Origin of the sequence: Planktothricoides raciborskii GIHE-MW2 (assembly GCF_040564635.1) — a bacterium.
GTDB classification, from domain to species: domain Bacteria; phylum Cyanobacteriota; class Cyanobacteriia; order Cyanobacteriales; family Laspinemataceae; genus Planktothricoides; species Planktothricoides raciborskii.
Genome location: NZ_CP159837.1, coordinates 2,821,403 through 2,847,637 on the forward strand (window position 1 = coordinate 2,821,403; position 26,235 = coordinate 2,847,637).

Below are 26,235 nucleotides of genomic sequence, written 5' to 3' on the forward strand. Positions count from 1 at the left end.
AAGTGATGCCTTTAACGAATCTAAAGTGGACTAAAAACATCAGACGGGCTGATGGTGCTTGGGCTTACTCAGAGTTTAAAGCTTATCATTTATTCAAGCTGGAGTGGAAAGATAATGAACCTAATGCCAATAAACCTGAAAAAGACGATCTTATTTTACTCAGACAAAAGGGATATGTCACCCATTTAGTCCGAGTTCTAGACTACAAAGCTGAACGAGAAGTTGGGCAAGGTGATTACAACATTTACCGAATTGTTGAGTCACTTTGGACTATTGATTTTGGTCATCCACCTGGATGGGCAAAAGCAGATCAAATGTTTGGTTATTCAGTCACTTATCAAGGGGGGAATGTGATGGAATTAGAAAGCTTGCCTACTTTTAGACAGCGTTAGGATAATGATGGTGGGCTTTTGGCTTTTCAGAAACATATCCAACAAACCTTACAAACGTTTTCTTTCTGATCAACTACAGACAAAATATGTATGTAGAAGCGATTCGGGAATCGCCTCTGTAGGGGTGATTCGGGAATCACCCCTACAGGTTGTGTGGTTTACTTAACAGAAGAGCGCTGTAAATAACAGGTTTGTAAGCTACCTACGAGCAATTTACTGCGGAACGCTACGGGACGATCGCCTTTAAGTGGAGAGAGGGCGCGATCGCAGGATCATTTCCTTGAATCCAGAGGGCATCAGGCAACGCGATCGCCCCTCGATCCTGAGTATTCAGCAAAATCATCCCGCTAAAAATCCCGCTAAAAATCCCGCTAAAAGCAGGTGCTTAGGTTAGAATTTGCATAACCTCCCAGATACCTTTTCCGTCTCAAGAACCATAAACTAATCCTCATACTGAATTACTACTGAATCCCATGCTGGTCTGTCCCAAATGTCAATATACAAATCCCATTAACCATAAGTTTTGCCAAAAGTGTGGCATTTCCCTTACCCAAAAAGCGTGCTCGGAATGTGGCACTCAGATTTCACTCAGCGCCTTGACTTGCGATCATTGTGGCGCCAAGACGGGCAAAACTTTGTGGGGCATTATTCTGCCCAAAACTGGTGCAATCACTCCCCGGGAGGAAGTTTCACTAGAAGATCAATCTACGCAAGTAGAGACTGAGGAAATCTTTGCCATTAACCCACCGATTCTTAATCAGACGGACATCTCCTCTGAAACCAACAAAATCGATGTACTGAGTTCTTTTGAAGAAGCGGAAAATACTCAAGCGTCTCAGGTGGTGACAGAAATCGGTCAACCTGATGAAGGGACAAAACCAATTGAGGCAGAACCCTCGACTAATATAGAAGAGACAGAAGATACAATGGCTGCGGCTGTTGTGGTAGAAGCCGCAGAAACGGTTGTGGAAACTGTGGTTGAAGATGTCTTGACCCCACAGACTCCAGCCACAGAAACTCCAGCCACAGAAACTCCAGCCCTAGAAACTCCAGCCCCAGAAACTCCAGCAACCAGCAAACCGGATTTTTCTATGGCCCCTGGGGACTATTTAGACGATCAACAGCGGTATCAGTTGATTTCTCAAATCAGCGAAAAGACGAAATCCGGTGACTGGCAAGGTTGTGTATTAGATTGTCAACCCTTACAAGTTTCTCCCTTGTTAACTTCAATTTCCGCCTCATCAACTGCCTCAAGGTCTGGTTCTACTACAGTGATGCAACCCTCGATCAACTTGATTCCCGCGATCGCACAGCCCTACTTGCGGCTTCGCAACCAATGGGCGCCCATAATTCCCTTAATCCATGATGCTTGGGAAAATCAAGACCATTCCATTTTACTAATTGAAGACCGCTCAAACTTCCCTCGTTTAATTGACCAATGTCATCAACTCACCCAGGTAGAACCTTTAGATTTACAGCCATTCATCCAATGGTTTCAACAAATGACCCAATTATGGCAGGTCTTGACCCCGTTGAAATGTCGTCAAAGTCTGCTGAACATCGAGAATTTATTAGTGGATCAAATTAGTGGGGGGTTACGTCTGCAACGACTCTATGGAGATGCCACTACCGCCCCAACATTGGCAGAGTTAGGCAAAATTTGGCAACAACTATTGCCCATCGATAGCAACGATTCAGCATCAAATCATCCAGAAATCATCCAAGATGTGAAATGTGTTGTGAATGATGTCGTCAACGAAAATATTTTCACCGCTGATAAATTATTAGCCACGATTCAGGCAGTTAGCGGACGCAACGCTACCGCGATGTTGCATCCGCAACGCTACGCGATCGCCCATCCCAGGCATGATAACGCTGAACTCAGCCACGGAGATGACCTCTCGACGATGTTGCATCCGCAACGCTACGCGAACGTAATGACTGAAGGCTTAAGGAATTTAGAAGCGATCGGCGCCACTGATGTCGGTCAGCAACGGAATCACAATGAAGATGACTTTGCCATCAAAACGGACATATTCAAATCCCAAACCTCGCGCGATCGCTCTCTCCAATTCCGGGGCATCTATATTGTTTGTGATGGCATGGGTGGACATGAGGGCGGTGAAGTAGCCAGCGCCCAAGCGGTCAAAACCCTACAAGAATACTTTGCCACTCACTGGCAAGATCCACTCACCCTGCCCGACGAAGCCACCATTCGCGCTGCCATCATAGAAGCCAATCAAGCCATCTACGACCTCAACCAAGCCGAAGTCCGCAGCGGCAGTGGTCGCATGGGCACCACCTTAGTCATGGCTTTAGTCAACCAAAATCAAATCGCCGTCGCCCATGTCGGAGATAGTCGCCTTTACCGACTCACCAAAACTCAAGGTCTGCAACAACTCACCGTCGATCATGAAGTAGGGCAGCGGGAAATTCAACGGGGAATTGACCCAGAAATCGCCTATAGTCGCCCAGATGCCTACCAACTGACTCAAGCCCTTGGCCCTCGTCCAGAAAATTTTGTGCAACCGGATATCCAGTTTTTTCCCATAGAAGAAAACTCTTTATTTATCCTCGCCTCTGATGGTCTCACCGATAATGACTTACTAGAAAATCATATTTCCACTCATCTAGAGCCCTTACTCAATTCAGACATCGACCTCAACCAAGGGGTCAAAGATTTAATCGCCTTAGCCAATGACTACAATGGTCACGACAATATTACGGCGATCGCGATTCGGGCAATGGTACAACAATAGTTACAGCAATTTTCTCCGCGAGTAAATCACAAATACCTGTAGGGGCGAACCATTCCGTAGGGGCGAATGGCCATTCGCCCGTACAAGGGCGAAGCATTCCGGTAGATAAATTATTGCTTAGAATATTAAATGGATTGCCGGAAAGATCACGCCCCTACTGCTGAAAATATTAATCTGAATACGCTCAAGATCACGCCCTACCGTGGTTAAGTAAGAAAGAAAACCGCTGTAAACCAATAATCGCGCAATTCAAATTCTTTGAGGACATTCCGACGTGGTTAACCTGGCATTGTTAGACCTGCAAAACAAGACCTTGGTTGCTGAGTGGCACTTTGAGGGAACTGAAAGCGTGCGAATAGGCCGTTCTCCAGATAATGATGTAGTCATTGACAACCCGGTTGTTTCTCGACAGCATTTAGAACTCAAGAAAATCGAGAGTTCTGGGATTGCTTCTGGGATTGGTTCTGGAATTGATGAAACTTGGCAGCTAATCAGTCACGGCACCAATGGCACTTTTATCAATGGCACCCTAGTCACTATCGCCACCCTCAATCATGGGGCACTGATTCAACTGGCCAAAAACGGCCCACTGCTGCGATTTACCCTAGATAAATCTCCAGGGTCTAATGCTGCTGTGACAGCGGCAGCGGGCGCAACCGTTAACCCAGAAATTCCCCTCCCTGCACCCCTAAAAGTTTGCACCCACCAGGATAACCCCCCAAACAACTTATTTTGTATTCACTGCGGAGAACCCCTCCATGTGGAAAGAACCATTCGCAATTATCAAATCTTGCGAACTTTGGGCATTGGGGGCATGGGAACCACCTATTTAACCGTGAAAAAAGTCGAGGGGTTAGTCCCCAGTCGCCAGTTGCTTGTCCTGAAAGAAATGAATGCGGATATGACCAAAATTCTCAAGGCGCAAGAATTATTTGAGCGAGAAGCCCGGGTTTTATCCTCTTTAAATCATTCAGGAATTCCTCAGTTTTTTGACTTTTTTGTAGAAGATGGCAAAAAATGCCTGGTCATGGAAATGATCCACGGCCAGGACTTAGAAAAAATTGTCTTTGCCAAAGGTCCAGTGGTGATGCATCAGGCAATTTCCTGGATGATTCAAACCTGTGAAGTGCTTGATTATTTGCATAATCAAGATCCACCAGTAGTTCACCGGGATATTAAACCGGCAAATTTGATGGTGCGGACTTTGGATCGTCGGATCGTGGTGCTTGATTTCGGCGCCGTTAAAGAAATTGGTACGCCGTTAGGCACTTGTATTGGCGCACCAGATTATACCGCCCCCGAACAAAATCGAGGCGAACCGCTTACTCAGTCAGACCTCTATGGAGTTGGGGCGACGTTAATTTTTTTGCTTACTGGGGAAAGTCCCCAAAAATTTGTGCAATTAAAAGGACAAGGTTATCGGTTTAATTTGGACGGCGATCCCAGAATTCCTACGGAATTAAGAGCAGTAATTGATCGCGCTACGGAACCAAAACCGAGCGATCGCTATCAAACAGCAGTAGAACTTTCCCAAGCATTAGCTGATTTTTTGTCAACAATTTCTTAGCTGGTTTTTATTAGTTATTGGTTGTTGGTTATTGGTTATTCGTTATTGGTTATTGGTTATTATTCCTGAGTAACTCAATAATCACCCATCTAATGCCAAAAAAACCTCGGCGCAAATCAGTTTTATTTGACATTTGTCGGACATTTTTTCAGACCTGAAACGTTAACATTGCATAACGTTTCAGGGTCTATTTTTTAGTGAAATTGCATCCGATTAATATCCCGTAGCGGCGCGTGAATCATATCCGCAAGTTTTGGCAATTGAATTAATCGAAATCATTGGACAATTTTTGATTAAATAATTTCAGTTTTGATTCGTTGAAAGCCTTTATTCATCTTCTTCCCAGGTTTCGACAGCCAGTAATTCGCTAATCGGATCTCTCATTGTGAAGTCAAATTCTTCGAGTTCTTTTTTCCAGTGAGACCAATCGTCACGATACAGAAAGGCAATTTTCCACAGGCTATCGGATGGTTTGATAACGTTGGATTCTACTAACGATCGCACCTGACGTTGAAACTTCACCATCGGGTGAGCAACCTTCTGGATCATAATACCTCAATTTAATTTTGTGAATCTTCATGTCAACAATCGCTTCCCCACCTTCGTTTTTGCATATTCGTAGATGGTTTACAGACGGGAAGCTTATTTTTTTATCCTACCGTTCGGTAGATTTAGGAAATTTGTTGATGGTGTACTAACCATCTGACATCTAGTTTTCACTAGGTGCCTAGCCACATCCGGATTAATCAACCTCACGTCCGCTAATTTTGACCGGGTTGATTAAAGCTAATTAAGCTTTAAGGATGGGTTGAGATTTTGATTGAGCGTTTCATCACTGTCATCTCTATAAGGTTACGGCTCGCGCCTATTAGCCTGTATTCCTTTTTGGATCTGAAACAATTTTTGATTGGTACGAACGCCCCAATCTCTGAAATATATATTACCACTTCTCCGGGAAAGCGATCGCTTTTTTGGGGGAAATTTATATTTAAAATTTTAATATTTCTTAAAGAATCTATAATTTTCTCAATTATCAGCTATCAACTATCAGTTATCGACTATTATTTATTGGTTATTGGTTGGTTAAGGGAACGGGGTGTGGAGTGTGCGGAAGTGGGGGAGCGGATGGTGCGGATGGTGCGGGGGCGATGAGGATATGAGGAGATGAGGGGCAAAGGAGATGAGATGTAGGGGCGCGGCGGCTTGCGCCCATGCTCTCCCCCGCACCCCCAGGGCAGGCGTGGCGCACTCCTGCTCGATTGGCGGAACCTCTGCTCCTCTGCTCCCCGTTTCCCGTTCCCCGTTCCCCAGCCAACAACCAACAACCATCAACCATCAACCATCAATTAAGCCCTAACAACAGTTGCACGTTTTGGGCTGCATATCCTACCTCTAGTTCTGGTTCCCCTTGCAGGAGAGTTTGAATTTGGGTCAAATATTCGGTAATTCTGCTTTCACTTCTAAAGGTTCGCCGCAGTCGATCTTGAATCGGCGTGAGAATATCAGTGATTTGATCGGCTTTCACGGCGGCTGGGGCTTGAGGCTGAACGAGGACATGACTCCGCAACAGAACTAATTTCTCGGTTTTTTTGGTGCGGAACACTTCCCGAATTTCGGCGGATACTTGGTCAATAATTTGGCTGGTGACATATTCCATTAATAAAGGTTGAAGGGAAAACACCGCTTCCTCGCGATCGGGATGTTTTTCAATGAGCGATCGCTGTCCCAGGGAAGCGACTGCTTCGAGTAATTCCCGTTGGGACACTGGCAGGATCATATTTTCCCGCAGTTTGGCCAAAGAAACGGGCTGACGTTCAATGGCTAACCATTGCAGAATTTCCTTTTCTAAAAGAGAGAGGCGATCGCACTGTGTCGCTACTAAACCGCTAATCTGCCCAAAGACCAGGGTATTGTGTTTGAGAAATTCCGCAACCTGACCGCCAAATAAATCTTGAATGGTGGTGGCCACAATTTTCAGCGCCAGAGGGTTGCCTCGATACAGGGAAATCAGAGAATCCCATTTTCCTGGTTCGGCCAGACTTTTTTCTTGGAAAATTTTCCGGGCTTGGGGGGTTTGTAAGTCTGACAAAGCCAGCGATCGCCCCGGCATGGTTTTGCCTTCCAATAGAGCAATTTCCTTGGGTTTTTCCTGACTGGTAATCAGCAGACAGCTTTTATGGGGTTCTTCCCCCAGACGGCGAAAAAACTCACCATACTCCTGATATCCAGGGGCATATTGTGCCGCCAAAGAGCCACTTTGCAGAATCGTTTCCGCACTATCAAGCACTAACAGACAGCGATATTTGCGGAGATAGGCCACAAGAAAGCTAATTTTATCGTTAATTTCAGTGAGGGGATAGTTAAAAGGTCGGCGATAGAGAAATTTCAGCAGATTATCTAATAAATCTTGCAACGAAGGGGCATGACGGAGCGATCGCCAAATCAAATAATCAAAATGATCCTTAAGTTGGTGGGCTAACTTCACCGATAAAGCGGTTTTGCCAATTCCTGCCATGCCAACCAAGGCCACCACACGGCATTCTTGAGACAAAATCCAATCTTCTAAAGTCCCCAATTCCTCAGTCCGACCATAAAAAATTGACACATCTGGGGCTTCCCCCCAATCTTGCCGAGGTTTCGTCGTATCTTCCATCAACAAAGAAAGCTCATCCCCAGAAGTTTGCATTACCATAAGGGCTTGATGGTCTTGATACTGGGTGACTAAAATCTGTTGCAACTTAGCCATTTTTCCCGGACCTGCCCCACCAATATGAAATTTCTTATATACCTCGCCCAAGCGTTTGCGTACTGCTTCGGCGCGGATCTCTAAGTTAGTGGCGATCGCCGTAATCGTTTCACCAGCCAAAGCATGAGACAGCACCTCTAACTCTGACTCCGACACACTGTGTTCAGCCGCCACAGCTTTGAGAAAATCTTGAGGAATCACAGCAGTTCTCTACTTACTTAATGTATTTGGTACGAATAATGTTTCGGCAGGGATAGGCAGACCGCCAATATATCACCTGTACCGAGAATATGTGAGTTCTAATTTCTCTCCCATTACATTACCTCACTTTTGTCATCGCCGCTAATTTTCTAAACTACGGACTGCTTAATCTCACATTTCCCAGTGAGATCAAGTCTCAGGCAAATTTTCCAGAAACCCACCACACCGGCTAATTAGTGCATTCCTGCCTCAACAAGTCTTCAACGCGATCGCAGACAGATTAACCGCCCAAACTCACATCAGCATCCAGCATATATGATCCCAATTCCGCCCCGAATCGCGCTCAATTTCCCCGCCATTTTCTCACTTATCCTTATCTTCTATGCGCTGCCCATCTTCTATCCGCTGCCTCTAAACGCTTTCCCAGAATTACTACATCTCTTTCCACCCCATCCAACTCTGCCACCTGGGGTAAATGACCCCAACGTTCAAAGCCGAATTTCTCAAACAACCTCAAAGAAGCTTGATTATGACCAAAAATAAACCCTAATAAAGTTTTCAACCCCAGTTGAGGAGATTGGCTAATCCCATAAGCGAGTAATTCCTGACCAATGCCTTGATGTTGCGCTTCAGCAACCACATAAATACTGACTTCTGCGGTTGGGTGAAAAGCCGGTCTACCATAAAATGCTTGAAAACTCAGCCAACCAATGACTAGATCGTGCTTCACTTTTACGAAAATCGGATATTTCTGAGGATTATGCGCCAAAAACCAATCTCGACGGGATGCAACGGATACGGGAGTGAGATCCGCTGTGGCCATTCTTTCGGGAATACTGGCATTATAAATGTTCACAATTGTGGGTAAATCGGATTCTGTTGCTAATCTGATGGTCATAAACTGCCGTCCGGGTTTAAGTCGGTGATTACCATATCAGAAGTGAGGGCTATTTCAAATCCAGACCAACAGGAAATCAATTGCCTCCCTAATTGCCTCTTGCCGCCCTTAACACTGATAATCCACGCTTATGACACTGATTAAAATAAATATTTGTTAAACCCCTTTACAAAGCTTAACAATCCGGTTAATCTATAAACATCATCCGAACATTGAAAACTACATAGCACTCATAAAGCAAATGACTACTACTCTCCAACAACGCGAAAGCGCTTCTCTGTGGCAGCGCTTCTGCTCCTGGGTCACAAGCACCGACAACCGCCTGTATGTAGGCTGGTTCGGCGTCCTGATGATCCCCACCCTTTTGACCGCAACCATCTGCTACATCATTGCTTTCGTCGCTGCTCCTCCAGTGGACATTGACGGGATCCGCGAACCCGTGGCTGGTTCCTTACTGTTAGGCAACAACATCATCTCTGGTGCCGTTGTTCCTTCCAGCAATGCGATCGGTCTGCACTTCTACCCCATTTGGGAAGCTGCTTCTCTCGATGAGTGGCTGTACAATGGTGGCCCATACCAGTTAGTGATTTTCCACTTCCTGATCGGCATCTTCTGCTACATGGGTCGTGAGTGGGAATTATCCTACCGCTTGGGTATGCGTCCTTGGATCTGCGTCGCTTACAGCGCTCCTGTGGCTGCTGCCAGCGCCGTGTTCCTGATCTACCCCATCGGTCAAGGTTCTTTCTCCGATGGTATGCCTCTGGGTATCTCTGGAACCTTCAACTTTATGTTGGTATTCCAAGCTGAACACAACATCCTGATGCACCCCTTCCATATGTTAGGTGTGGCCGGTGTGTTCGGTGGCGCTCTGTTCTCCGCTATGCACGGTTCTTTGGTGACTTCTTCCTTGGTTCGTGAAACCACCGAAGTTGAATCTCAAAACTATGGTTACAAGTTCGGTCAAGAAGAAGAAACCTACAACATCGTTGCCGCTCACGGTTACTTTGGTCGTTTGATCTTCCAATACGCTTCCTTCAACAACAGCCGCTCTCTGCACTTCTTCTTGGGTGCATGGCCTGTTATCGGTATCTGGTTCACCGCTCTGGGTGTGTCCACGATGGCCTTCAACCTGAACGGTTTCAACTTCAACCAATCCATTGTTGATTCTCAAGGTCGCGTCATCAATACCTGGGCTGATGTGATCAACCGCGCTAACTTGGGTATGGAAGTGATGCACGAGCGCAACGCTCACAACTTCCCCTTAGATTTGGCTGCTGGTGAAGCTGCTCCTGTGGCTTTGAGTGCTCCTCAAATCAATGGCTAATTCTTAGCTAACTAAATAAATAAAAAACGCTCTCCTGAAAAGGGGGGCGTTTTTTGTTGTTTAAATATTGTGAAGGGCTATTTTTACCACTTTCGACACGAAGAACACAAAGGAAATCAAGAATCATCTTTGTGTTCTTTGTGTCTTGGTGGTTATTAAAATTTCATAATGATTTGAGGATGTATTAAATACAGGATTTAGCAGAAAGCGCGATCGCCCTCCTGTGGTCACTTTTTCGACTAAGCCCCGTCTGCCTAAAGATTGCATGGCTTCGGTTAATTCTGATTTGGCAAATTCCCGTAATCCAGATGCTTGAGAAATATCTACCGATTCATATTCTGAAAACGTGGATATGACTTTTTTTTCTAACTCCGATAAACGGTCTAAGTGAGATTCGAGAATGGGGGATAAGTCGCCGATAAATATCTCCTCTTGGTCGGCTAAAAATAAGGAAACGCTACCATCAAATAGTTCTAATATCGTTGAGGCGATGATATTTAACCAGGTGGGATGACCTTGGTATAGGTTGATTAATTCTGGCCATTTTTCTGAGTCGGTTAATCCGTGTTCTTTCAAAATTTCCTCAGCATCCGCTGATAATCCTTTGAGGTTTAAAGTGCGGGTGGATTGTTTTTCGCCTTGTAAAGTGGCGATTTCTCTGGGTTTTTCCCAACTCAGGAGAATCACGGAACTTTGATGATGGTTTTTGGCGATTTGTTGCCAAAATTGGCCATAGTCTTTATGTTCGGTTAAGTATTGACCGGCAAGGAACCCGCTTTGAAAAAGATTTTGCAGGTCATCCAGTATGACTAAACAGCGCGAGTTACGAAAGTAATCAATTATTGTGGGTAATGGGGGATTTTGTGACTGGGCAAAAAATTGTTGTAGTTGGTTTTTTAGGCAGGAAAGGGTGGGAGTTTCTGTGAGACTTTTCCAAATAATATAGTCAAATTCAGGCTTGATTTGTTCGATGAGTTGCCTGGTTAGTAAGCTTTTGCCAATGCCACTTAATCCATAGATGGTGATTAAGCGGATCTGGTCTTTTAAGATCCACTGTTTGAGGGTATTTATTTCGGTGGTGCGGTTGTAAAATTCGCTGAGGTCTGGAGCGTCGGTTAAGTCAATAATGGGTGAGGAATTTTGGGTGGGGGAAGAGTTAGGAGAAGAGTCGGGGGAAGATTCAGGAGAAGAGGGCGATCGATCATCTTTTATCGTTTGTATGAATTCACCTCCAATATTCACATTATCAACTTGTACTAAACAGTGACCTGATTGAGAACATGGAGAAACCCTATTTCTTTTCTCTACCTTGGAACGAAAATTATATTTCTTCAGGTCTTCTCCTAACTCATCCCGCAGCTTATCCCATAACTTAGCGGCTTCTTTCTTAACGTGAGATACACGACAATTATTATATTCTTTAGCAATTTGAGCATATTTTTTTCCTGACCACACACCCTTGAGTATGGCTTCCTCTATCGGCTTGAGAGGTTCGCCTGTTTTCTCAAGGATCAGCTTTTCAGCCCACTCTAACACTTCTTCAATATTTTTCATCAGTAAAAATACAGAGACTTAATCTTAAATAAATAACTATATCCTACCAAATCCTACTTTGTCAATCATTGGAAACCAAATCCTACTAAATCTTACTAATTTTTTTCAGGTTACTTGGAAAATTTGGGTACTAAATTTAGTGTATTATATTTGTAAATTATACATATTACAAAAAAAAATTGGGGAAACGATCAAAAGCAGATTCAAGGAGCATAATTTTATGATTTTGATGATCATTAATCATCTGAAACATTTTATGCCTAGTCGCAGAGCACGTTTACATACTATTATTCATGTAGCAGCGACAGAAGCTACAGCCGTTGGGTTTGCCACTGCCCAAATTCCGGGAGACCGCTGGGTGATTGGTGCTGTTCAACTCAATATGAAAATTGAATTGGCGGCTGAGTTCGGAGAAAGTATCGATAAAGCTGCCGCTATGTCTCTAATAACTACAAATGTATCCGCTTTTATAGGAGTTGAGACATGTAATGCTATCATCAAATATGCTCCTGGAATAGGAAATGCAGCTAATATGGTTACTGCTGCTTCTGTGACTGAAACTCTTGGTTGGGCTGTTGTTGAATATTACGAAAAAAAAAAATAATGGCATTGCATTATTTTGAATTTCCCAGGCAAGAAGAAACCGGGTTTTTTTGAAAAAACCCGGTTTCTGTGTTTTTGGGGGCGCGATCGCGTCACTCCTACCCAGTAGCAGAATAATCCTGGAAAAAATCAGAGAATATTGATTGACAATTCCATTTGTGCAAAAGTCACAAAAAGAATTGGCATGAGATAGAGCCATCCTTGATTTCCAAAAACCCAAAGAAAACCATTGCGTGGCCATTGAGATTATGATCTATAAAATTAAGCTGTGGCAAATTCTCTCAAAGGTCGTTTACTGGGATGATGGAAACCTAAAACAATATCATACCATTTACAAAAATTAATCCAACAGCCCCTAACATTCTTAGGGTGGGCAAAAACTTTTACCCACCCTAACAAATATGATGGTGGATTTTTGCCCACCCTACAATATAAATACTTATTGTTGCATAAATTTTGGTAAACAATATCACTTTGAGGAATTCCCGCAAACAGTAAATCATCCACTATACAGAAATTGGTTAAATCTTGTTCCACCCACAGCTATCTTTAATTTTCAGATATTTGACTAAGCACGGCGATCGCGCTACGTATATGAAACCAGCGAATTATAATTGAAGGTGATGTGAATATAACGAATCGAGCCGAAAATTATGCAATGGAAGCCTGGGGACAGACTACAAAACTATATTATTGAAGAAATCCTCGGAGAAGGGGGGTTTGGGGTGACGTATCGCGCTAGGGATCCTAGGGGCGATCGCGTAGCGATTAAAGTGTTGAACCTGAAAGGATTGGTAGCCGCAAAAGCAGCCAAGTATCGGGAACTTTTAATCAAAGAGGCGGAATTTTTATCTCAGTGTCATCATCCGAGTATTGTTCAGGTGAAGGAGTTGATCCAGCAAGACCCGAACTGGTGTATGGTGATGGAATATGTGGAGGGCATGGACTTGGCTACGATGGTTGAAGACCAAGGGCCATTGGCAGAATCCCAAGCACTCTTCTATATTTATCAAATCGGTGAAGCATTGCATCAGATTCACCAGCAAGGATTTTTACATCGAGATATCAAACCTCTGAATATTTTAATTCGCCAAGAAAGGTCTGATGCGGTACTAATTGATTTTGGCTTTGTTCAAGAATTTCAGGAACAGCAAATAGACATTCATCCTGAGTATGGTTCCAGAGGATTTGCACCGATTGAGCAGTATGATTGGCGATCGCTCAGAGGGGCTTATACCGATGTCTATGGATTAGCTGCCACCTTATATACGCTATTAACCGCAAAAATTCCCGCCTCTGCCACCTCAAGAGATCGGGAGATATTCAAGCATCAAACCGATCCTTTAGTTCCCCCAAAAAAATATAATCCGCAAATTAGCGATACAGTCAATGAGGCAATTCTCAAAGGTTTAGAATTCCAGCCAGAAAATCGTCCCCAGTCCGTCGCTGAATGGTTAAAACTTTTGGGCTATGATCTGCCAACTGAAGTGATCGCGATCGCGTTGCGGAGCAATATCGCCACTGCCACCGAGGAAAACGAAACTACCGAGAAACCAACAGCCCAGCAGACAAATCCCTGGGGATCCGCTGTGGGCATGGACTATGGCAAACTGCAAGCATTACTCGCTGCCGGTCAGTGGCAAGAAGCCGATCGCGAAACCGAAGCGATCATGCTGGCGATATCCGGGCAAGAAGAACAGGGGAAATTGAATGCCCACCACCTGAAAAACTTCCCCTGTCGGGATTTACGCATTCTGAACCAACTATGGCTAGAATCAAGCAATGGTCGTTTTGGCTTTAGCGTGCAAAATCAGATTTGGGCTGAGGTGAAACAAAATTACCAAACCTTCAGTGATCGCGTCGGATGGCGTGTTGGCAAATCCTGGTTGCCCTATTCCGAGTTAAAGTTTAACCATGAAGCCCCGACGGGACATTTACCCAGTTGGGGGCGACGGGGACGTTTTTGGCCATTTTTGGCGGCGAGAGTTGAGGAGTGCATCCTTTAAAAGGTAACGTTATTTAATTGTTGCCAGACAAATGAAGTCAGTCTTATCTGCGAACAGCATTCCCAATCCATAAAACAACATTTGTCCAGCAGACCTATTAAGATCAATTATTTTATGAGCAGCGATCCAAATTCCACTCAGTCTAGGTTGAACTCTTCTGGGATGCCGGAAAACCAAAACCAGTATGTGAGTCAATCAACGGGTGGTGTCACCAACTCAAATAACTCCCACAGTTCCGACATTTCTGAGAGTAATGGGTCTGAACCTGGGGAAAATTTTTCCAGTTTCAGTGGCGAAACTATGATGGAAGAAAAAGTAGCCTCTTTGCCAGTCAACGTTTCATTAGAAAACGACTATACTTTAACCCAGACGAATCCCTCAAACCTTGAAATTAACATCAAAAATGTAGCGCTACTTAACCTCAATCCAGGGGTGGTGATCCTGGGGTCAATTACTTTAATGGTTTTGGGGTTAGCCATTGATAATGCCTGGATCGGGTTTATGGGTGCCCTGGTCACATTGGCGGTTTCCTTGCGGATTATTTTGCCCAATTGGGGCAAAATCTGGGTGCAGTTGGTGCCAGAGAGTTGGCGAGCTATTGTGGTGTCTTGCTTGGGCTTAATTGCCGGGATTGTTGGTTTATTAATGCTCAGTGGGGCGAATCAAGTACCGGATTCTCGCAATATCCACATTAATTGGGAGGCGATTGGCGCCGTCGGGGAAGTGGTGGGTGCCTTGGGGCAAATTTTAATTGCCATCATTGCGGTTTATGTGGCTTGGCGTCAATATGTGATTTCCAAGGAGTTGACGATTCAGCAAAACCGGATAACGCAACAGCAAACCATTGATGCCTATTTTCAAGGGGTGTCTGATTTGGCGTTGAGTGATGAGGGGTTGCTAGAAGATTGGCCACAAGAACGGGCGATCGCTGAGGGCAGAACGGCGGCAATTCTCGGCAGCGTTGACTCGGAAGGCAAAGCCAAAATTATCCGGTTTTTATCCCAGTCTAAATTACTCACTCCCCTACAACGCGATCGCCATCTCGGTCGTCCGATCCTCGATGGGGATGGGGGCTATGCGGAAGATCGGGCTTATGGCGTCCGTGTCATCTACTTAGGGGTGATGTTAGCGGGGGCTGACCTAGCGGGGACAGATTTGCGCTGGACTGAGTTAAGCGAAGCCAATCTCGTCCGGGCGAATCTGAAAAACTGCGATCTGGTAAAAGCCAATCTTTCTCGCACAATTTTGTATGAAGCCAACCTTGCTGGTGCGGATTTAATGGGGACTCGCTTATTTTACGGCAAAGCGGAAACCGCATCCCCGCGCAATCGCACCGACCCGCCCAACTATAAAACCGGAGAATTTACTGGCGCGGTGATCGAAAATGCAGACATGACTAATGTTCAGCGACTATCCGATGCTCAACGATATTATTGTTGTGCGTGGGGCGGGTCGAAAACTCGTTCGACTATCCCTGGCGGCTGTGAGGGAATTCCTAACAAATTAGGCCGATAAACTAGCCGATAAACTAAACGGGCGGAGTTTTTCCTCCGCCCCGGATATTGCTTGAATGCAATATTGTGGTCAGATAGAAAAATTTGCCTTTGTTTTCCAGCTTCCATTGGGGGGGTTCTGCCCCGCATATTTGCCCCGCATATTTGCCCGCATATTTATTTAAAACGTTGAGTGATCCGACGGAAAAATTCCCCTTTTTTTGCGGGCTTCCATCGCTTTTTCTAATAAGTTTAAAAGTCCCGGTGCTTCTTCTTGTAGGGTTAACAATAGCCGCTCACCAATATCTTCATTGCCCGGATCGTGACCAGTGTTCATTACGGCAGTGAGTCGGGGCATGGCAATATCATCTACAATCTGAATTAGTCCACTTAAGCACCGATTAAATTGTCTTTCTGTTAATGGGGCATCTTCCAAAGGAAACTCGACGATCGCCCGAATTTCGCCATCAGAGGGATCGTATTCCCACTGAAGCATCTTGGTTTCCCAAGAAATACAAAGCATGGTTTGTAAAATCGCTTCTTTATAAGGATGATCGCTAATTCCTGATAAAACTTGGGGAGCAAATAGTTTAAAAAATTCTCCCTCTTCATCCAATTGAATCACTAACAGAAAACTGTCTAAATTTTCGGCTTGGACTCCGGTGATAATCCGATTGTTTTCTTCATCTTCTTCATAATTCCAACCTCGATTATCAAGATATTTAGCGATCTGTTCTAAGGTTGCGGCCATATATTAGATGTCCTTCTCTTAAATCAAAACATAAATTTTAACTCAAATCCGCTGGAGTATTTTCATCAAAAATCAGTCCAGACCAATTTTGATGAGGTGACTCCTTGACTCTGTGATTTTCCTAGGGAGTCAAACGCAGGTGAGTGCTGCCACGTCTAAGAATTTTTCTGGGTCAAGGTTTTCCGCATATGTGCGCTTTCCATTCGATCATAACAAGTGAGTGATGGTGAATCTACTTCTATGCTTAAATATAGACAAAATCAACAAAAATTAGCGCTGTTGCCGGGAGTGGTGAGGGCATTTAGTCCCACTTACTCAGGAGCGGAAATCGAGACGACTTGCCCGGTTTCGCCCGCTACTCGGATGGCGTCGGCAATTTTTAAGGTATATACACTATCGATCGCGTTTATATATAAAGGTGTGCCATCGATCAGGTGGTCTAAGACCATTGTGGTATCTTGGGCAAATAAGCCCCGTCGAGAACCCACGGGGATCTCGGTGATGTCAGCGTCACGGAATAATTGACCCTGGTCTCCGTCAAATACCAAGGTGCCGCGATCGCCATACACTTCCAGCTTGCGCTCATCTTTCCAAAATCTTTCCCCTTTGCCATAAATCAATTCGGCGATCGCCCCACAGGTAAACCGCAACTGCGCCGTACATAAACAAGCGGTAAAATACTCCGGCTGTGGCGACGGCCAAAACTGACTCTGGGCGCTGACTGTGGCAACGGTGCCCCATATATCCGTCAACCGATGTAAGCGAGAAAGGGCGCCGGTAAAGGGAAAGCCAAACAAGTCTGGGTGATAAGTCCAACTTCGAGGGGCGGGTCTTTTGCTGCTAATGGTGGCGTAACGGGCATAAAATACTTCACCGGCTTCCGCTAAGGATGCTTTCAGGGCATTGTGTACTCCGCCCAACAGTTCAATATGTTCTATATGTAGGAGGCGCCTTTGGCGATCGGCCAATGCCAGCAATGTTTCCGCTTCCAGGGGATCCAAAGATAGCGGATATTCCACGACGACGTGCTTGCCTGCTTCCAGGGCTGCCCGCGCTACAGGCCCATGATCCCGATTAATGGTGCAAATCATAATCAGGTCAACGTCATCGCGATCGACCAATTCTTGCCAAGAGTTGACCGCCGTTGCTTGATAAATCTGGCTAAACTCCTGGGTTTTTTCCGGGGTATGACCCGTCACCGCAACTAACTGGCTCCGAGGATCCTCTTGCAGGGTCGGAGCTCTCAGTTTGGCCGTAAAACCCGTTCCGACCATTCCGACTCGGATCGGTAATGTCATCGCATCTAAAAATAAGGGTGTTTGATTGTTGTTGGCAGGATAAATCTGACTCACCGGCAGGAAAGGAAAAATTTTGACAATGTTGATCCTACCTTAATTTGCGGGTCTGATGATGCGGTGATGGCGCCCTAGTGGTCTCTCCCATATATAAGTAATCAGGATGAAATTAGAAATTTTTATAATAAATTTTATGACATTCATTAAGAAAAAAACGATCCAATCGGGAATTTTTCCCTTAATATCAGAGACAAGCACAACCTTTGGGCAAATAATAAGGCTAGATAATCCCCAATGTTTCCCATTAGGTAAACTTATTATAGAACTCGTCGATTACTTGAGAGGAAGAAAAACCGATGGCAACTTATAAAGTAACTTTGATCAACGAAGCAGAAGGGACCAACACAACCATTGAAGTACCCGATGACGACTACATCTTGGATGTGGCAGAAGAACAAGGTTTGGATCTGCCCTATTCCTGCCGTGCTGGTGCTTGCTCCACTTGTGCTGGTAAGCTGGTATCTGGCACCGTTGATCAATCCGATCAGTCTTTCTTAGATGACGATCAAATTGAGGCTGGGTATGTTTTAACCTGCGTTGCCTACCCCAAATCTGATTGCGTCATCAAAACCCATGTAGAAGAAGAGCTTTACTAAGTTGCTCCTCTGAGCTTGAGATAAACAGGGCAATTAGCTGGATCCGTTAGAGAGATCGTGGCTAATTGCCCTGTTTTATTGGTTAGTCCATGAACCTTGAAGCCGATCGCTTTCTCAATCCAGATCAAGCAGGCAATGGGTTTGATTATTTTTGATGCTTATGGGTTGGATGATTGCGGATCCGGATCCTGCCAGAAGACGATTCCATCATTAATCGGTTGCAGTTCGCTACCGGGATAATAGAATTTGAGGATGCGATCGCTACTCCATCCCAGGTCGGCCAAGCGGTGAGAGCCGGTTTGACTCAGACCCACCCCATGTCCGAAGCCACCGCCGACAAAGACATAACCTTTTAAAGTTTTATCGGCTCCATAAATAGGCTCTAGATAAAATAAGGTACTCAGAGGGGCATAAAAAGCTTGTAAGATTTCATCTTTTCGCAACAGCAGGTGGCCCATGTCAGTGGTGACTTTGAGCGCGATCGCCCGACCCGCAGGACTGCGTTCGACCACTTCGAGAAGCTGAATAGTTTTGAAATTGACGAAAGGATGTTTCTGCCGCTCTAGATATTTCCGCAAGTCTTGGTTTAGTTTGGCCATGAGACTGGTTTCCCGCCACCGAAACAAGCCATCCCAGTCTTCTTCGTTAAATCCTTTTTGCAAACTAATAAATTTGCGGAAGTTTTCCTCCGAGGATAAATTCATCTTAGATAAGTCCCAGATATTGCTCACGGAGTCTATCACCGCTTGCAAGTAGGGGCGATCGGATCCATCCCACATATCACTAAAGGGTGCAGTGATGCCCCCAGTGGTGGAAGAGTAGAGGGCATCGACTAATTCGTTGTTGTAGGTGAGGACTTTGCCTGCGGTGGCAGCGATCGCCTGATCTGCGGGTTCCCAGCTTTCCCCAATGCCTTTGTAAACTTGGCATTGAGTATCGGCACAAATTTGATAATCATCCACGGCAAATCGCCGTAAGTTTCGCAATACATAAGTCCGGGCAATGATCGCTTGGGCTTCCAAGGCCGCATTAGGGGCATCAGCCCCGACTTCATGGGGGACGACTCCCCGTAAGTAAGTTTCCAAGGCCACCTGGTTGACTAAGGTAAAGTTGCCGTGGGCATTGGGCTGGATGCGAAGTTTTCCGGGATAAAGTCGTCGATCTCGGTCGTTTTTACTTCGAGAAACTTGGATTAATCCTTTCCCAGCGGTAATTTCCAGTTCCCGTCGATGATAGCTATAGCCATTTAGCTGCCAAGTGACGGTGAGTTGTTGATTTTGGAGTCCCGTGTCTAGAAATGCGGTTTTGGCGATTTCTGCGGGTAAACTGACCAAGAGGAGGCGCCGCAGTAGGGGGGTTTGGTAAACCTCTCGTTTCGCCCAGACTTGCCAGGAACCCGGTTGGGCGATTTCTACTTGCAGTCCTTTTTGGCGTAACTTGTTGGCTTTGGCTTCCGCGTTTTCAAAGCTGCGGTGATTACTTAAAACTAGCCGTTCTTCTAAAATGGATTCGGTCAGGGGTTGTTGAGAGATTTTTAAGGTGACTTCGGGGGTTTGTACGGTTTGTGGGGTGCGATCGCCCGCGAGAAAGGTTAAGGTGAGGCGATCGCCTTCGGTGGCTTTGAGAATGATCTGATCGGTCGGTTGGCGACCAAACCGTTGCACTACTCCGACTTCTAGTTCGATATCCTGACTGGTTTGAGTCCATCCGAATTCCCCGGTAAAGCCCAGTAGACAAAATACGGCGATCGCGGAAGTCCCAAAACCCGTCAACCATTTGTTTAACCTGCGGTTTCTTTGTCTGGGCAGGGTCAAAAAGTGCTGCGAACCTCTAGGTTTTGATAATCGTACTCTGACAAACAGAAAAAGAAAAGACTGATTTTGATACCGATCTTGATATGGATCTTGATGATGACTGGATTTCTGCATAAATGATTTTACCGACTCGCTATTAATGCTTATTCTGCGATACTTGGGATAAATTTATCAACTATTCATTTTGCCCCTGCAATTATAGCCAATAATCCCCAGGCGGAATTTCTCGGTTAAATGAGGCAGATTGTCCGGCAATTTTTAATTTAATTAGTAATTTTTGATAATTTTAGTTAGATTATTTTGATTTTTTTTCACTTTAAAGCAGCCAATTGCCTCATTTTTCATGGTAATGGTATAGAAACGATGACTAAACTGCCCGATGAATGAGTGGCGATCGCTATTTTACGGTTGAATGCGATCGGGGTTATGGTTTTTCTGACTGATGAGGATTATTGGGCTAGATTTGGGCTATATATTGTAGGGGTCAATGGCCATTGACCCCTACAGATTTTTGAGCGCTTTCTATCGCCACTATTGCCCCAATATTAGGGGCAGGTCGGTGGGCGATCGGTGGTTATTTTCTTTACCATTGTTCTATAGATAAACCATCTATATAAGTAAAATCACTGTCACAAGTTGCTAACGTCCAGTTATTTTCAATAGAGCGGCAATCCAAATATCATTTTCAGGGATAGGTTTTCCTTTTTGCTTCAATTTTAAGCGATTTTTAGCAGAAATTTATGCGGTTTTTCTTCCCATTGGTAAAACTTCACAAGCATCGATAAATTGAAAATAATTTGTTAAGTTTTGCAATTTTTTTCCTGAGTTTTCCGCCCCAAATATCAACTCGCCAACCACAGTGACGGGTAAAATAACACTGGAGAACTGTAAAACCTGATTTACAATTTCTGGATTGCCGTTTAAATAGCGAATCACCACAGATGTATCTAATGCGATTTTACCATTCATCATTATTAACCGTTCTCAATTCTTGATTAATAATATTTTCTATATCTTCAGCTTCTCCATCGCTGAGAATGCCAGCAAATTGCAATAATGGATGTTCTGAACCGATCGCCCCCCTTTTTGAAGGGGGGGTTAGGGGGGGATTGCTTTCGATTACAAGATTGACTTCGCTTTTTTCTGGTAAATTCAGATTGTGCAAAGGACGCAATAACCCATTTTCATAAATTGCTGATAATTTCTGAATCATAATCAGGGTAGGGATTGGATAAAATTGATTAATTATATTATAGTACACAATTTCTGTTTTGTAGGGGCGCCCGTGGTTAGTCTGACTGATTAAGATTTTTCGGCACATTATATATTATAGGGGTCAATGGCCATTGACCCCTACAGATTTTTGAGCGCTTTCTATCGCCACTATTGCCCCAATATTAGGGGTAAATTTATGCGCGATCGCTACAAGATATGGCGCAAAAAAAGGCCGGAAATTTTCCCCTGTCTAATGGGCTTCTAACCAGGCTAGTAAATCATCCAGACTACTAAAATCTAGTAGCGCCTCACTTAAATCTTCCAACACCGATAGCGGTAGGTTGCTTAGGCGCTGTGTTAGTTCGTCGGATAAATTACCGCAGCGACGGGATAATTGACGCAGAAGCAAATTCACTGCTTCCTGTTGCCGTCCTTCTTCGCGTCCTTCTTCTTTGGCTTCCCGATAAACTCGGGTTTCTTGTAATTGCATTCCCAGCATGGCTTCGACCTCCCGCCGAGTCAAATTAGTAAATTTGTACAATAAGATAGTCGCGATAGTATCTATTATGGCGCGACTTGTTTTTTGTTCGGGGACTTCACGTTGTACGCGATCGAGTAAATACCGGGCTTCTTCGGGTGTTTGTTTTTCTTTTAAAATGGTCAACACCATTAAGGCGATGCCGATTGGTAATTGTCGAATTTCCCCCAATTCGTTCAGATAAACCCGATGTACTTGATCGGAGTTTAGCAGTGCCCGGTAGGGATGAGTATCACTCTGTTCAATACTGCGTGATGGATAAATGATCACTGCTTGCCAGTCCGAATAGCGCTCTCTCTGGCGGTAAAAATAGAGAAACGCTTCACCGAATAGACGTTCGTATAGGCGATCGTCTTTCTGAAATTGTACCTCGCAAAAATAGATGATGCCCGGGGCTTCACTATCGGGAGGCAGAAATACCCCATCAATTTCAAATTTTGGTTCTTTGACCGCTACGGAGTCAAAGCGGTATGCACTGGCATTGCCTGGGGGATTTGCCAGTAAGTCGAATAACAGGGTCGGGGACTGTTGGAAAATTTTGTAAAAGATTGAGTCTCGCCGCATGGAGTATTTTTCGCGGATGTATCGAGAATTATTCTACTGTTTAATGCGATCGGGGTTATTGTTTTTCTGACTGATGAGGATTATTGGGCTAGATTTGGGCTATATATTGTAGGGGTCAATGGCCATTGACCCCTACAGATTTTTGAGCGCTTTCTATCGCCACTATTGCCCCAATATTAGGGGCGGTTGGGCGATCTGATGAATAGGAATGAAAGGGCGATTGCTCATCTCCATCCACGAGTAGCCAATTAAAAAATTTATAGTTAATAATTTATGTAGTTTTTTGTTTTGTGTAAATTATAATTCCTTGACCTGGAAGAAGGGCTGCTTGAATTTTCCAAACTTTTGTATTTCTATCATTGATCATGTTTTGAAATTTTTCTATATCTGGATGAATTGCAAATGCCTCAATAATTAAATCTTCTGGATGATGAGTAATGTGCACCTCTAAATTTTTTGTGTTTTGAAGACAAATAATCGGAAAACTATCTTTGCTATGTGCAGTTGTTTCTGTTGCAAAATAACAATATAACTTACCTTTATCTGGAATTTCAATAGTTTTATTAAAGATAATCATATCTGGGCTATTATTGTCTATAATAATTTCATTTTTTAAGTCCTCAAATTTTTCATGTTTTTCTACTTTGCCCGTGTTATTTATCACTTTATAACCTATATCTTTTATTTCTGCTGTTTCTAATTCTTTCTCTAAAAAAAATCTAAATTCATATTTTGTAGTCTTATCTTTTAAATTACAAACATTATAGCTAAATTTTGTCTCTACAACAAGAAAATTTTTATCTTGTCCAAACCACTCAAATCTTTGGAAAACTTGATAATCTGTTCTCAGATAATCTTGGTTAATAATATATTTCTTTACCTGTTCAAAAATATCAGCATCTCTAATATCATTGAATAATGAATCATCAGACATTCTCTTTGTTATATCTGTGAAATTTTCTTGATTTTTTGTCTCAAGTTTTTCCAGCGCACTAAGCAAATCTTCTCTTTTCTGTGATTGGGTAAAAACTTCTAATGTTAATGTTAAAATGCCCGCACTAAAAAAACTAGATGCCAAATTAATAATAACCGAACTTTTAACACTTTCTTTTGGAAAATATTTAGAAAACCACGCCGGTGTAGAACTACAAATAAATCCTAGTAAAAAGAAGACTCCAGAAGCAATTAATACTCCTTTACCTAATCATCCTAAAGTACCAAGGTATGACTCTGAGTCGTTTTTTCTAATGTTAGCCATTTTATTAATCTATTTTTTTATTTCCCAATATTCTAACACTCATTAGACACCCAAACATAGCCATTTAATCTTAAATAATGATTAAGAAAATTCTCTGGTGGGGCGCCACTAACCTTGAGCCGGATTCCCCGTTCGATCGCCATGTTGACCGATCGCCGATCATCAGTCATCAGAAGCGATCGGGGGCGATCGCCCTGTTGCGGATATGTGGCGCCTAGAGTGGGCGACAAGAAACCCCGGGTTTCTATAACAATTTTTGCCACAAAAGCGAAGACTCTGCCCAGAAACCCGGTTTCTCAACAACGGCGATCGCCTATCATAGACCATCATAAGTCGTCAGAAGCGATCGGGGGCGATCAAAGGTCATCCGTATAGTCAGTAGGAAGCAGAGGGGTAATATAGTCCAAGACTTCGGGAATATTGGTCTGGATAACTGCCCAAACGAGGTCAATGCTGACTTCATCATAATCATGGACAAGGCGATCGCGCATTCCCGCTATTTTTCGCCATTGGATTTGTGGGTGGTCGTTGCGAAATTCTGGGGAAAGTCTTTTAACCACTTCTCCAATAATGGTGATTTCGTAGAGTACCGCGAGTTGGGTGCGTTCGTCAGCATAAAATTCTGCTTCGGTCATAGTTTGAGTTAACCGAATAATCGTTTGGCAGAATTTAGCGATATCAAGCAGATAGGATTGGTCTTGATTCATAAATAATCTGGGCTGTGCTGAAAATATTTTGACGACGAATCCAATTATGGCTATTCAGAATCGATCGCTTTTCAATCAAATCTACGTTGCGTCCGGTGAGGTCTTCCAGTTGGTATTGAATCCCCACTAAATCCATCAGGCTGAGTTTTCTCTTCGGGTCAAAAACTACTAGAAAATCCAGATCGCTGTCTGGGTTAAAGTCGTCCCGCAATACCGATCCAAAAATGGCGAGTTCTTGGATTTGGTTTTCTCGACAAAATTGATTAATTTGTTCTAAGGAAAGGTTGAGGCGTTGCTGAATCATCGATGATTCTATCTGGGGTGGCTGTGGTTTTAAAGTCATACACTCAATGCTGGGTGGCAAAATTGCGCGGCGATCGCCTATCATAGATCATCATAAGTCATCAGAGGAAATGAGCGGCGATCTCATCATTAACTGTCTAGCTGTGGTACTGAGTTTGGGATCGCCTCGAAAAAACCAAATAAAGGTATGCGTATCCACGATTAGTTTCATTCCATGTATTCCTTAAATTCTTCTGTTAACGGTGCATCAAAGTCATCCGCTACCCAAATAACATCTTTCATACTGCCAAATTGTCGGCGGGGTTTTTCTGGTAGCGATGTGTCTCGGACTGCCACCAATTTAGCAATTGCCTGATCGCCTTGGGTAATGATTACTTCTTCACCTTTCATGGCAATTGCAAGTAACTGTTGTAGCTGAGTATTCGCTTCAGTAATATCTACTTGTGACATAACTTTTCCTCGAATTTTTCTAAAATAACGATCGCCCCTGTTGTTTGTCTAACTGATGATCATTCTTTGTTTTACTATATATTATAGGGGTCAATACCGTCAATAAACCGGGTTTCTATAACAACTTTTGTCACAAAAGCGAAGATTATACTAAGAAACCCGGTTTCTGAACAGGCGATCGCCTTAATTTAAAGATTTGGGCAAAATATTTTAATCAAGGGATTGGTCATAGTCTAGATTTACACTGGACTCGCGATCCGTTCGATACTCTAATTGTTGCCCATAGTAAATAACAATATTCTGCTCACAAAATATCAAACAATTTTGGCGAATTATGCTGACGGGCAATGGGAATGAATAATGAATAATTTGGGGGCGGATAGTTTTTCGCTGCCGAATAAATACCGGCGATCGCCGCCCAATCTGTCCCCAATGCTTAGAAGTCACCCATAATGGGATATGATTAAATAGCAGTAGTCAAAAAAATCGCTCGATCCGGTATTTTCTATAATACTATGGTAACATAGAATTCCTAGCGGCATTTTATTGGCTTTGAGATTAGAAAAGATTACTGCAAAATCGCTGCCAATAAAATTGATAGTTTTCTGACTAAACACGAACTAATAGAGGTAAACAAATGAAATTTTTTACTAAGATCATCGAAATTGAAACCGATGCCGACATTAGCATTTATAATCTCACCCCACAAGTTCAAGCATATCTCACAGCAACGGGGGTTAAAAATGGTCAAGCTTTAGTCTTTTCCCGACATACCACCACCGCTTTAGCTATTAATGAGGATGAGGTGCGATTATTAGAAGATATTAAAGTGCATCTGGAAAAACTTGCCCCCAAAAATGCCAAATATCTCCATAACGATTTGCATTTGCGGGATGTGCCCCCCGATGAACCGATTAATGCTCATTCTCATTTAATGGCTATGATGCTGAGTACCAGTGAGGTAATTCCTGTTGTTGAGGGAAAACTCGCACTGGGTACTTGGCAGTCGGTGTTATTTTTGGATTTAGATGGGCCGAGAAAACGGACGGTTTTGCTGCAAATTTGCGGCGAGTAATTATGAAGTTTTGTTAAGAAGTATTGATGATTCTTGATTATTGCTAATTTGTGTAAACCATCAAAC

24 protein-coding genes are annotated in these 26,235 nt (G+C 43.7%); 10 read left to right on the top strand and 14 right to left on the bottom strand.

The features are described 5' to 3' along the window. The first annotated feature begins 5 nt into the window (after positions 1 to 5). From ABWT76_RS12035 to ABWT76_RS12045, 3 genes are all read left to right on the top strand, one after another. Complete coding sequence (locus ABWT76_RS12035; protein WP_054469789.1) at positions 6 to 392, top strand: hypothetical protein; 387 nt, start codon at positions 6 to 8, stop codon at positions 390 to 392. 473 nt (positions 393 to 865) lie between these two features. Then, positions 866 to 3,151 carry a serine/threonine phosphatase gene (locus ABWT76_RS12040; RefSeq protein WP_054469788.1) on the top strand — a complete coding sequence of 762 codons (2,286 nt, stop codon included), beginning with the start codon at positions 866 to 868 and terminating at the stop codon, positions 3,149 to 3,151. Positions 3,152 to 3,425: 274 nt separating this feature from the next. After that, on the top strand, positions 3,426 to 4,718 hold the full coding sequence (locus tag ABWT76_RS12045) for an FHA domain-containing serine/threonine-protein kinase (protein ID WP_054469787.1): 1,293 nt from the start codon (positions 3,426 to 3,428) through the stop codon (positions 4,716 to 4,718). 327 nt (positions 4,719 to 5,045) lie between these two features. Here the strand turns inward: ABWT76_RS12045 and ABWT76_RS12050 are convergent, their stop codons facing one another. From ABWT76_RS12050 to ABWT76_RS12060, 3 genes are all read right to left on the bottom strand, one after another. Continuing rightward, the gene (locus ABWT76_RS12050; protein WP_054469786.1) at positions 5,046 to 5,267 is read right to left on the bottom strand and encodes a DUF4327 family protein; all 222 of its coding nucleotides are present in this window, start codon (positions 5,265 to 5,267) and stop codon (positions 5,046 to 5,048) included. 793 nt (positions 5,268 to 6,060) lie between these two features. Continuing rightward, a complete protein-coding gene (locus ABWT76_RS12055) occupies positions 6,061 to 7,665 on the bottom strand; it encodes an NB-ARC domain-containing protein (protein WP_072160928.1) in 1,605 nt (534 codons plus the stop codon). Positions 7,666 to 8,038: 373 nt separating this feature from the next. Continuing rightward, the gene (locus ABWT76_RS12060) at positions 8,039 to 8,563 is read right to left on the bottom strand and encodes a GNAT family N-acetyltransferase (RefSeq protein WP_054469784.1); all 525 of its coding nucleotides are present in this window, start codon (positions 8,561 to 8,563) and stop codon (positions 8,039 to 8,041) included. A gap of 241 nt (positions 8,564 to 8,804) precedes the next feature. Here ABWT76_RS12060 and psbA point away from each other — a divergent pair, with 241 nt between their 5' ends. Further along, positions 8,805 to 9,887, top strand: a complete 1,083-nt coding sequence (psbA, locus tag ABWT76_RS12065) for a photosystem II q(b) protein (RefSeq protein WP_054469783.1) — start codon at positions 8,805 to 8,807, stop codon at positions 9,885 to 9,887. Between the two features lie 123 nt (positions 9,888 to 10,010). Here psbA and ABWT76_RS12070 read toward each other — a convergent pair whose 3' ends face one another. Next, positions 10,011 to 11,441 carry an ATP-binding protein gene (locus ABWT76_RS12070; RefSeq protein WP_354636176.1) on the bottom strand — a complete coding sequence of 477 codons (1,431 nt, stop codon included), beginning with the start codon at positions 11,439 to 11,441 and terminating at the stop codon, positions 10,011 to 10,013. A 58-nt stretch (positions 11,442 to 11,499) separates the two neighbouring features. On the opposite strand from ABWT76_RS12070, the gene ABWT76_RS12075 reads away from it, so the two are divergent. From ABWT76_RS12075 to ABWT76_RS12085, 3 genes are all read left to right on the top strand, one after another. Continuing rightward, complete coding sequence (locus ABWT76_RS12075; protein ID WP_354636177.1) at positions 11,500 to 12,045, top strand: hypothetical protein; 546 nt, start codon at positions 11,500 to 11,502, stop codon at positions 12,043 to 12,045. Between the two features lie 652 nt (positions 12,046 to 12,697). After that, positions 12,698 to 14,050 (top strand): serine/threonine-protein kinase, encoded by a 1,353-nt coding sequence (locus tag ABWT76_RS12080; protein WP_354636178.1) that lies wholly within the window; start codon positions 12,698 to 12,700, stop codon positions 14,048 to 14,050. 114 nt (positions 14,051 to 14,164) lie between these two features. After that, complete coding sequence (locus ABWT76_RS12085) at positions 14,165 to 15,565, top strand: pentapeptide repeat-containing protein (protein WP_231636937.1); 1,401 nt, start codon at positions 14,165 to 14,167, stop codon at positions 15,563 to 15,565. Positions 15,566 to 15,724: 159 nt separating this feature from the next. On the opposite strand, the gene ABWT76_RS12090 is transcribed toward ABWT76_RS12085, so the two are convergent. Both ABWT76_RS12090 and ABWT76_RS12095 read right to left on the bottom strand, forming a co-directional pair. Beyond that, positions 15,725 to 16,294: a hypothetical protein gene (locus ABWT76_RS12090; protein ID WP_054469622.1), complete on the bottom strand. Its 570-nt coding sequence runs from the start codon at positions 16,292 to 16,294 to the stop codon at positions 15,725 to 15,727. Between the two features lie 311 nt (positions 16,295 to 16,605). Continuing rightward, a complete protein-coding gene (locus tag ABWT76_RS12095; RefSeq protein ID WP_054469638.1) occupies positions 16,606 to 17,592 on the bottom strand; it encodes a Gfo/Idh/MocA family protein in 987 nt (328 codons plus the stop codon). Between the two features lie 353 nt (positions 17,593 to 17,945). Here ABWT76_RS12095 and ABWT76_RS12100 point away from each other — a divergent pair, with 353 nt between their 5' ends. After that, a complete protein-coding gene (locus tag ABWT76_RS12100) occupies positions 17,946 to 18,245 on the top strand; it encodes a ferredoxin (protein WP_054469624.1) in 300 nt (99 codons plus the stop codon). Between the two features lie 158 nt (positions 18,246 to 18,403). Here the strand turns inward: ABWT76_RS12100 and ABWT76_RS12105 are convergent, their stop codons facing one another. From ABWT76_RS12105 to ABWT76_RS12125, 5 genes are all read right to left on the bottom strand, one after another. Then, on the bottom strand, positions 18,404 to 20,173 hold the full coding sequence (locus tag ABWT76_RS12105) for a SpoIID/LytB domain-containing protein (RefSeq protein WP_354636179.1): 1,770 nt from the start codon (positions 20,171 to 20,173) through the stop codon (positions 18,404 to 18,406). Between the two features lie 624 nt (positions 20,174 to 20,797). Next, positions 20,798 to 21,031 (bottom strand): PIN domain-containing protein, encoded by a 234-nt coding sequence (locus ABWT76_RS12110; RefSeq protein ID WP_197285405.1) that lies wholly within the window; start codon positions 21,029 to 21,031, stop codon positions 20,798 to 20,800. After that, on the bottom strand, positions 21,018 to 21,272 hold the full coding sequence (locus ABWT76_RS12115; protein WP_197285406.1) for an antitoxin family protein: 255 nt from the start codon (positions 21,270 to 21,272) through the stop codon (positions 21,018 to 21,020). The genes ABWT76_RS12110 and ABWT76_RS12115 overlap by 14 nt, the downstream gene beginning before the upstream one ends. Before the next feature lie 252 nt (positions 21,273 to 21,524). Continuing rightward, positions 21,525 to 22,376, bottom strand: a complete 852-nt coding sequence (locus ABWT76_RS12120) for an Rpn family recombination-promoting nuclease/putative transposase (protein ID WP_354636180.1) — start codon at positions 22,374 to 22,376, stop codon at positions 21,525 to 21,527. A gap of 271 nt (positions 22,377 to 22,647) precedes the next feature. Then, a complete protein-coding gene (locus tag ABWT76_RS12125; RefSeq protein WP_354636181.1) occupies positions 22,648 to 23,454 on the bottom strand; it encodes a hypothetical protein in 807 nt (268 codons plus the stop codon). A gap of 294 nt (positions 23,455 to 23,748) precedes the next feature. On the opposite strand from ABWT76_RS12125, the gene ABWT76_RS12130 reads away from it, so the two are divergent. Continuing rightward, the gene (locus ABWT76_RS12130) at positions 23,749 to 24,009 is read left to right on the top strand and encodes a hypothetical protein (protein WP_354636182.1); all 261 of its coding nucleotides are present in this window, start codon (positions 23,749 to 23,751) and stop codon (positions 24,007 to 24,009) included. Here the strand turns inward: ABWT76_RS12130 and ABWT76_RS12135 are convergent. From ABWT76_RS12135 to ABWT76_RS12145, 3 genes are all read right to left on the bottom strand, one after another. Beyond that, on the bottom strand, positions 23,991 to 24,341 hold the full coding sequence (locus ABWT76_RS12135; RefSeq protein ID WP_054469627.1) for a DUF86 domain-containing protein: 351 nt from the start codon (positions 24,339 to 24,341) through the stop codon (positions 23,991 to 23,993). The genes ABWT76_RS12130 and ABWT76_RS12135 overlap by 19 nt on opposite strands. Next, complete coding sequence (locus ABWT76_RS12140) at positions 24,313 to 24,684, bottom strand: nucleotidyltransferase family protein (protein WP_231636938.1); 372 nt, start codon at positions 24,682 to 24,684, stop codon at positions 24,313 to 24,315. The genes ABWT76_RS12135 and ABWT76_RS12140 overlap by 29 nt, the downstream gene beginning before the upstream one ends. A 167-nt stretch (positions 24,685 to 24,851) precedes the next feature. Beyond that, positions 24,852 to 25,094 carry a type II toxin-antitoxin system Phd/YefM family antitoxin gene (locus ABWT76_RS12145; protein WP_054469628.1) on the bottom strand — a complete coding sequence of 81 codons (243 nt, stop codon included), beginning with the start codon at positions 25,092 to 25,094 and terminating at the stop codon, positions 24,852 to 24,854. A gap of 637 nt (positions 25,095 to 25,731) precedes the next feature. On the opposite strand from ABWT76_RS12145, the gene ABWT76_RS12150 reads away from it, so the two are divergent. Further along, positions 25,732 to 26,169, top strand: a complete 438-nt coding sequence (locus tag ABWT76_RS12150) for a secondary thiamine-phosphate synthase enzyme YjbQ (RefSeq protein ID WP_054469629.1) — start codon at positions 25,732 to 25,734, stop codon at positions 26,167 to 26,169. The last annotated feature ends 66 nt before the right edge of the window (positions 26,170 to 26,235 follow it).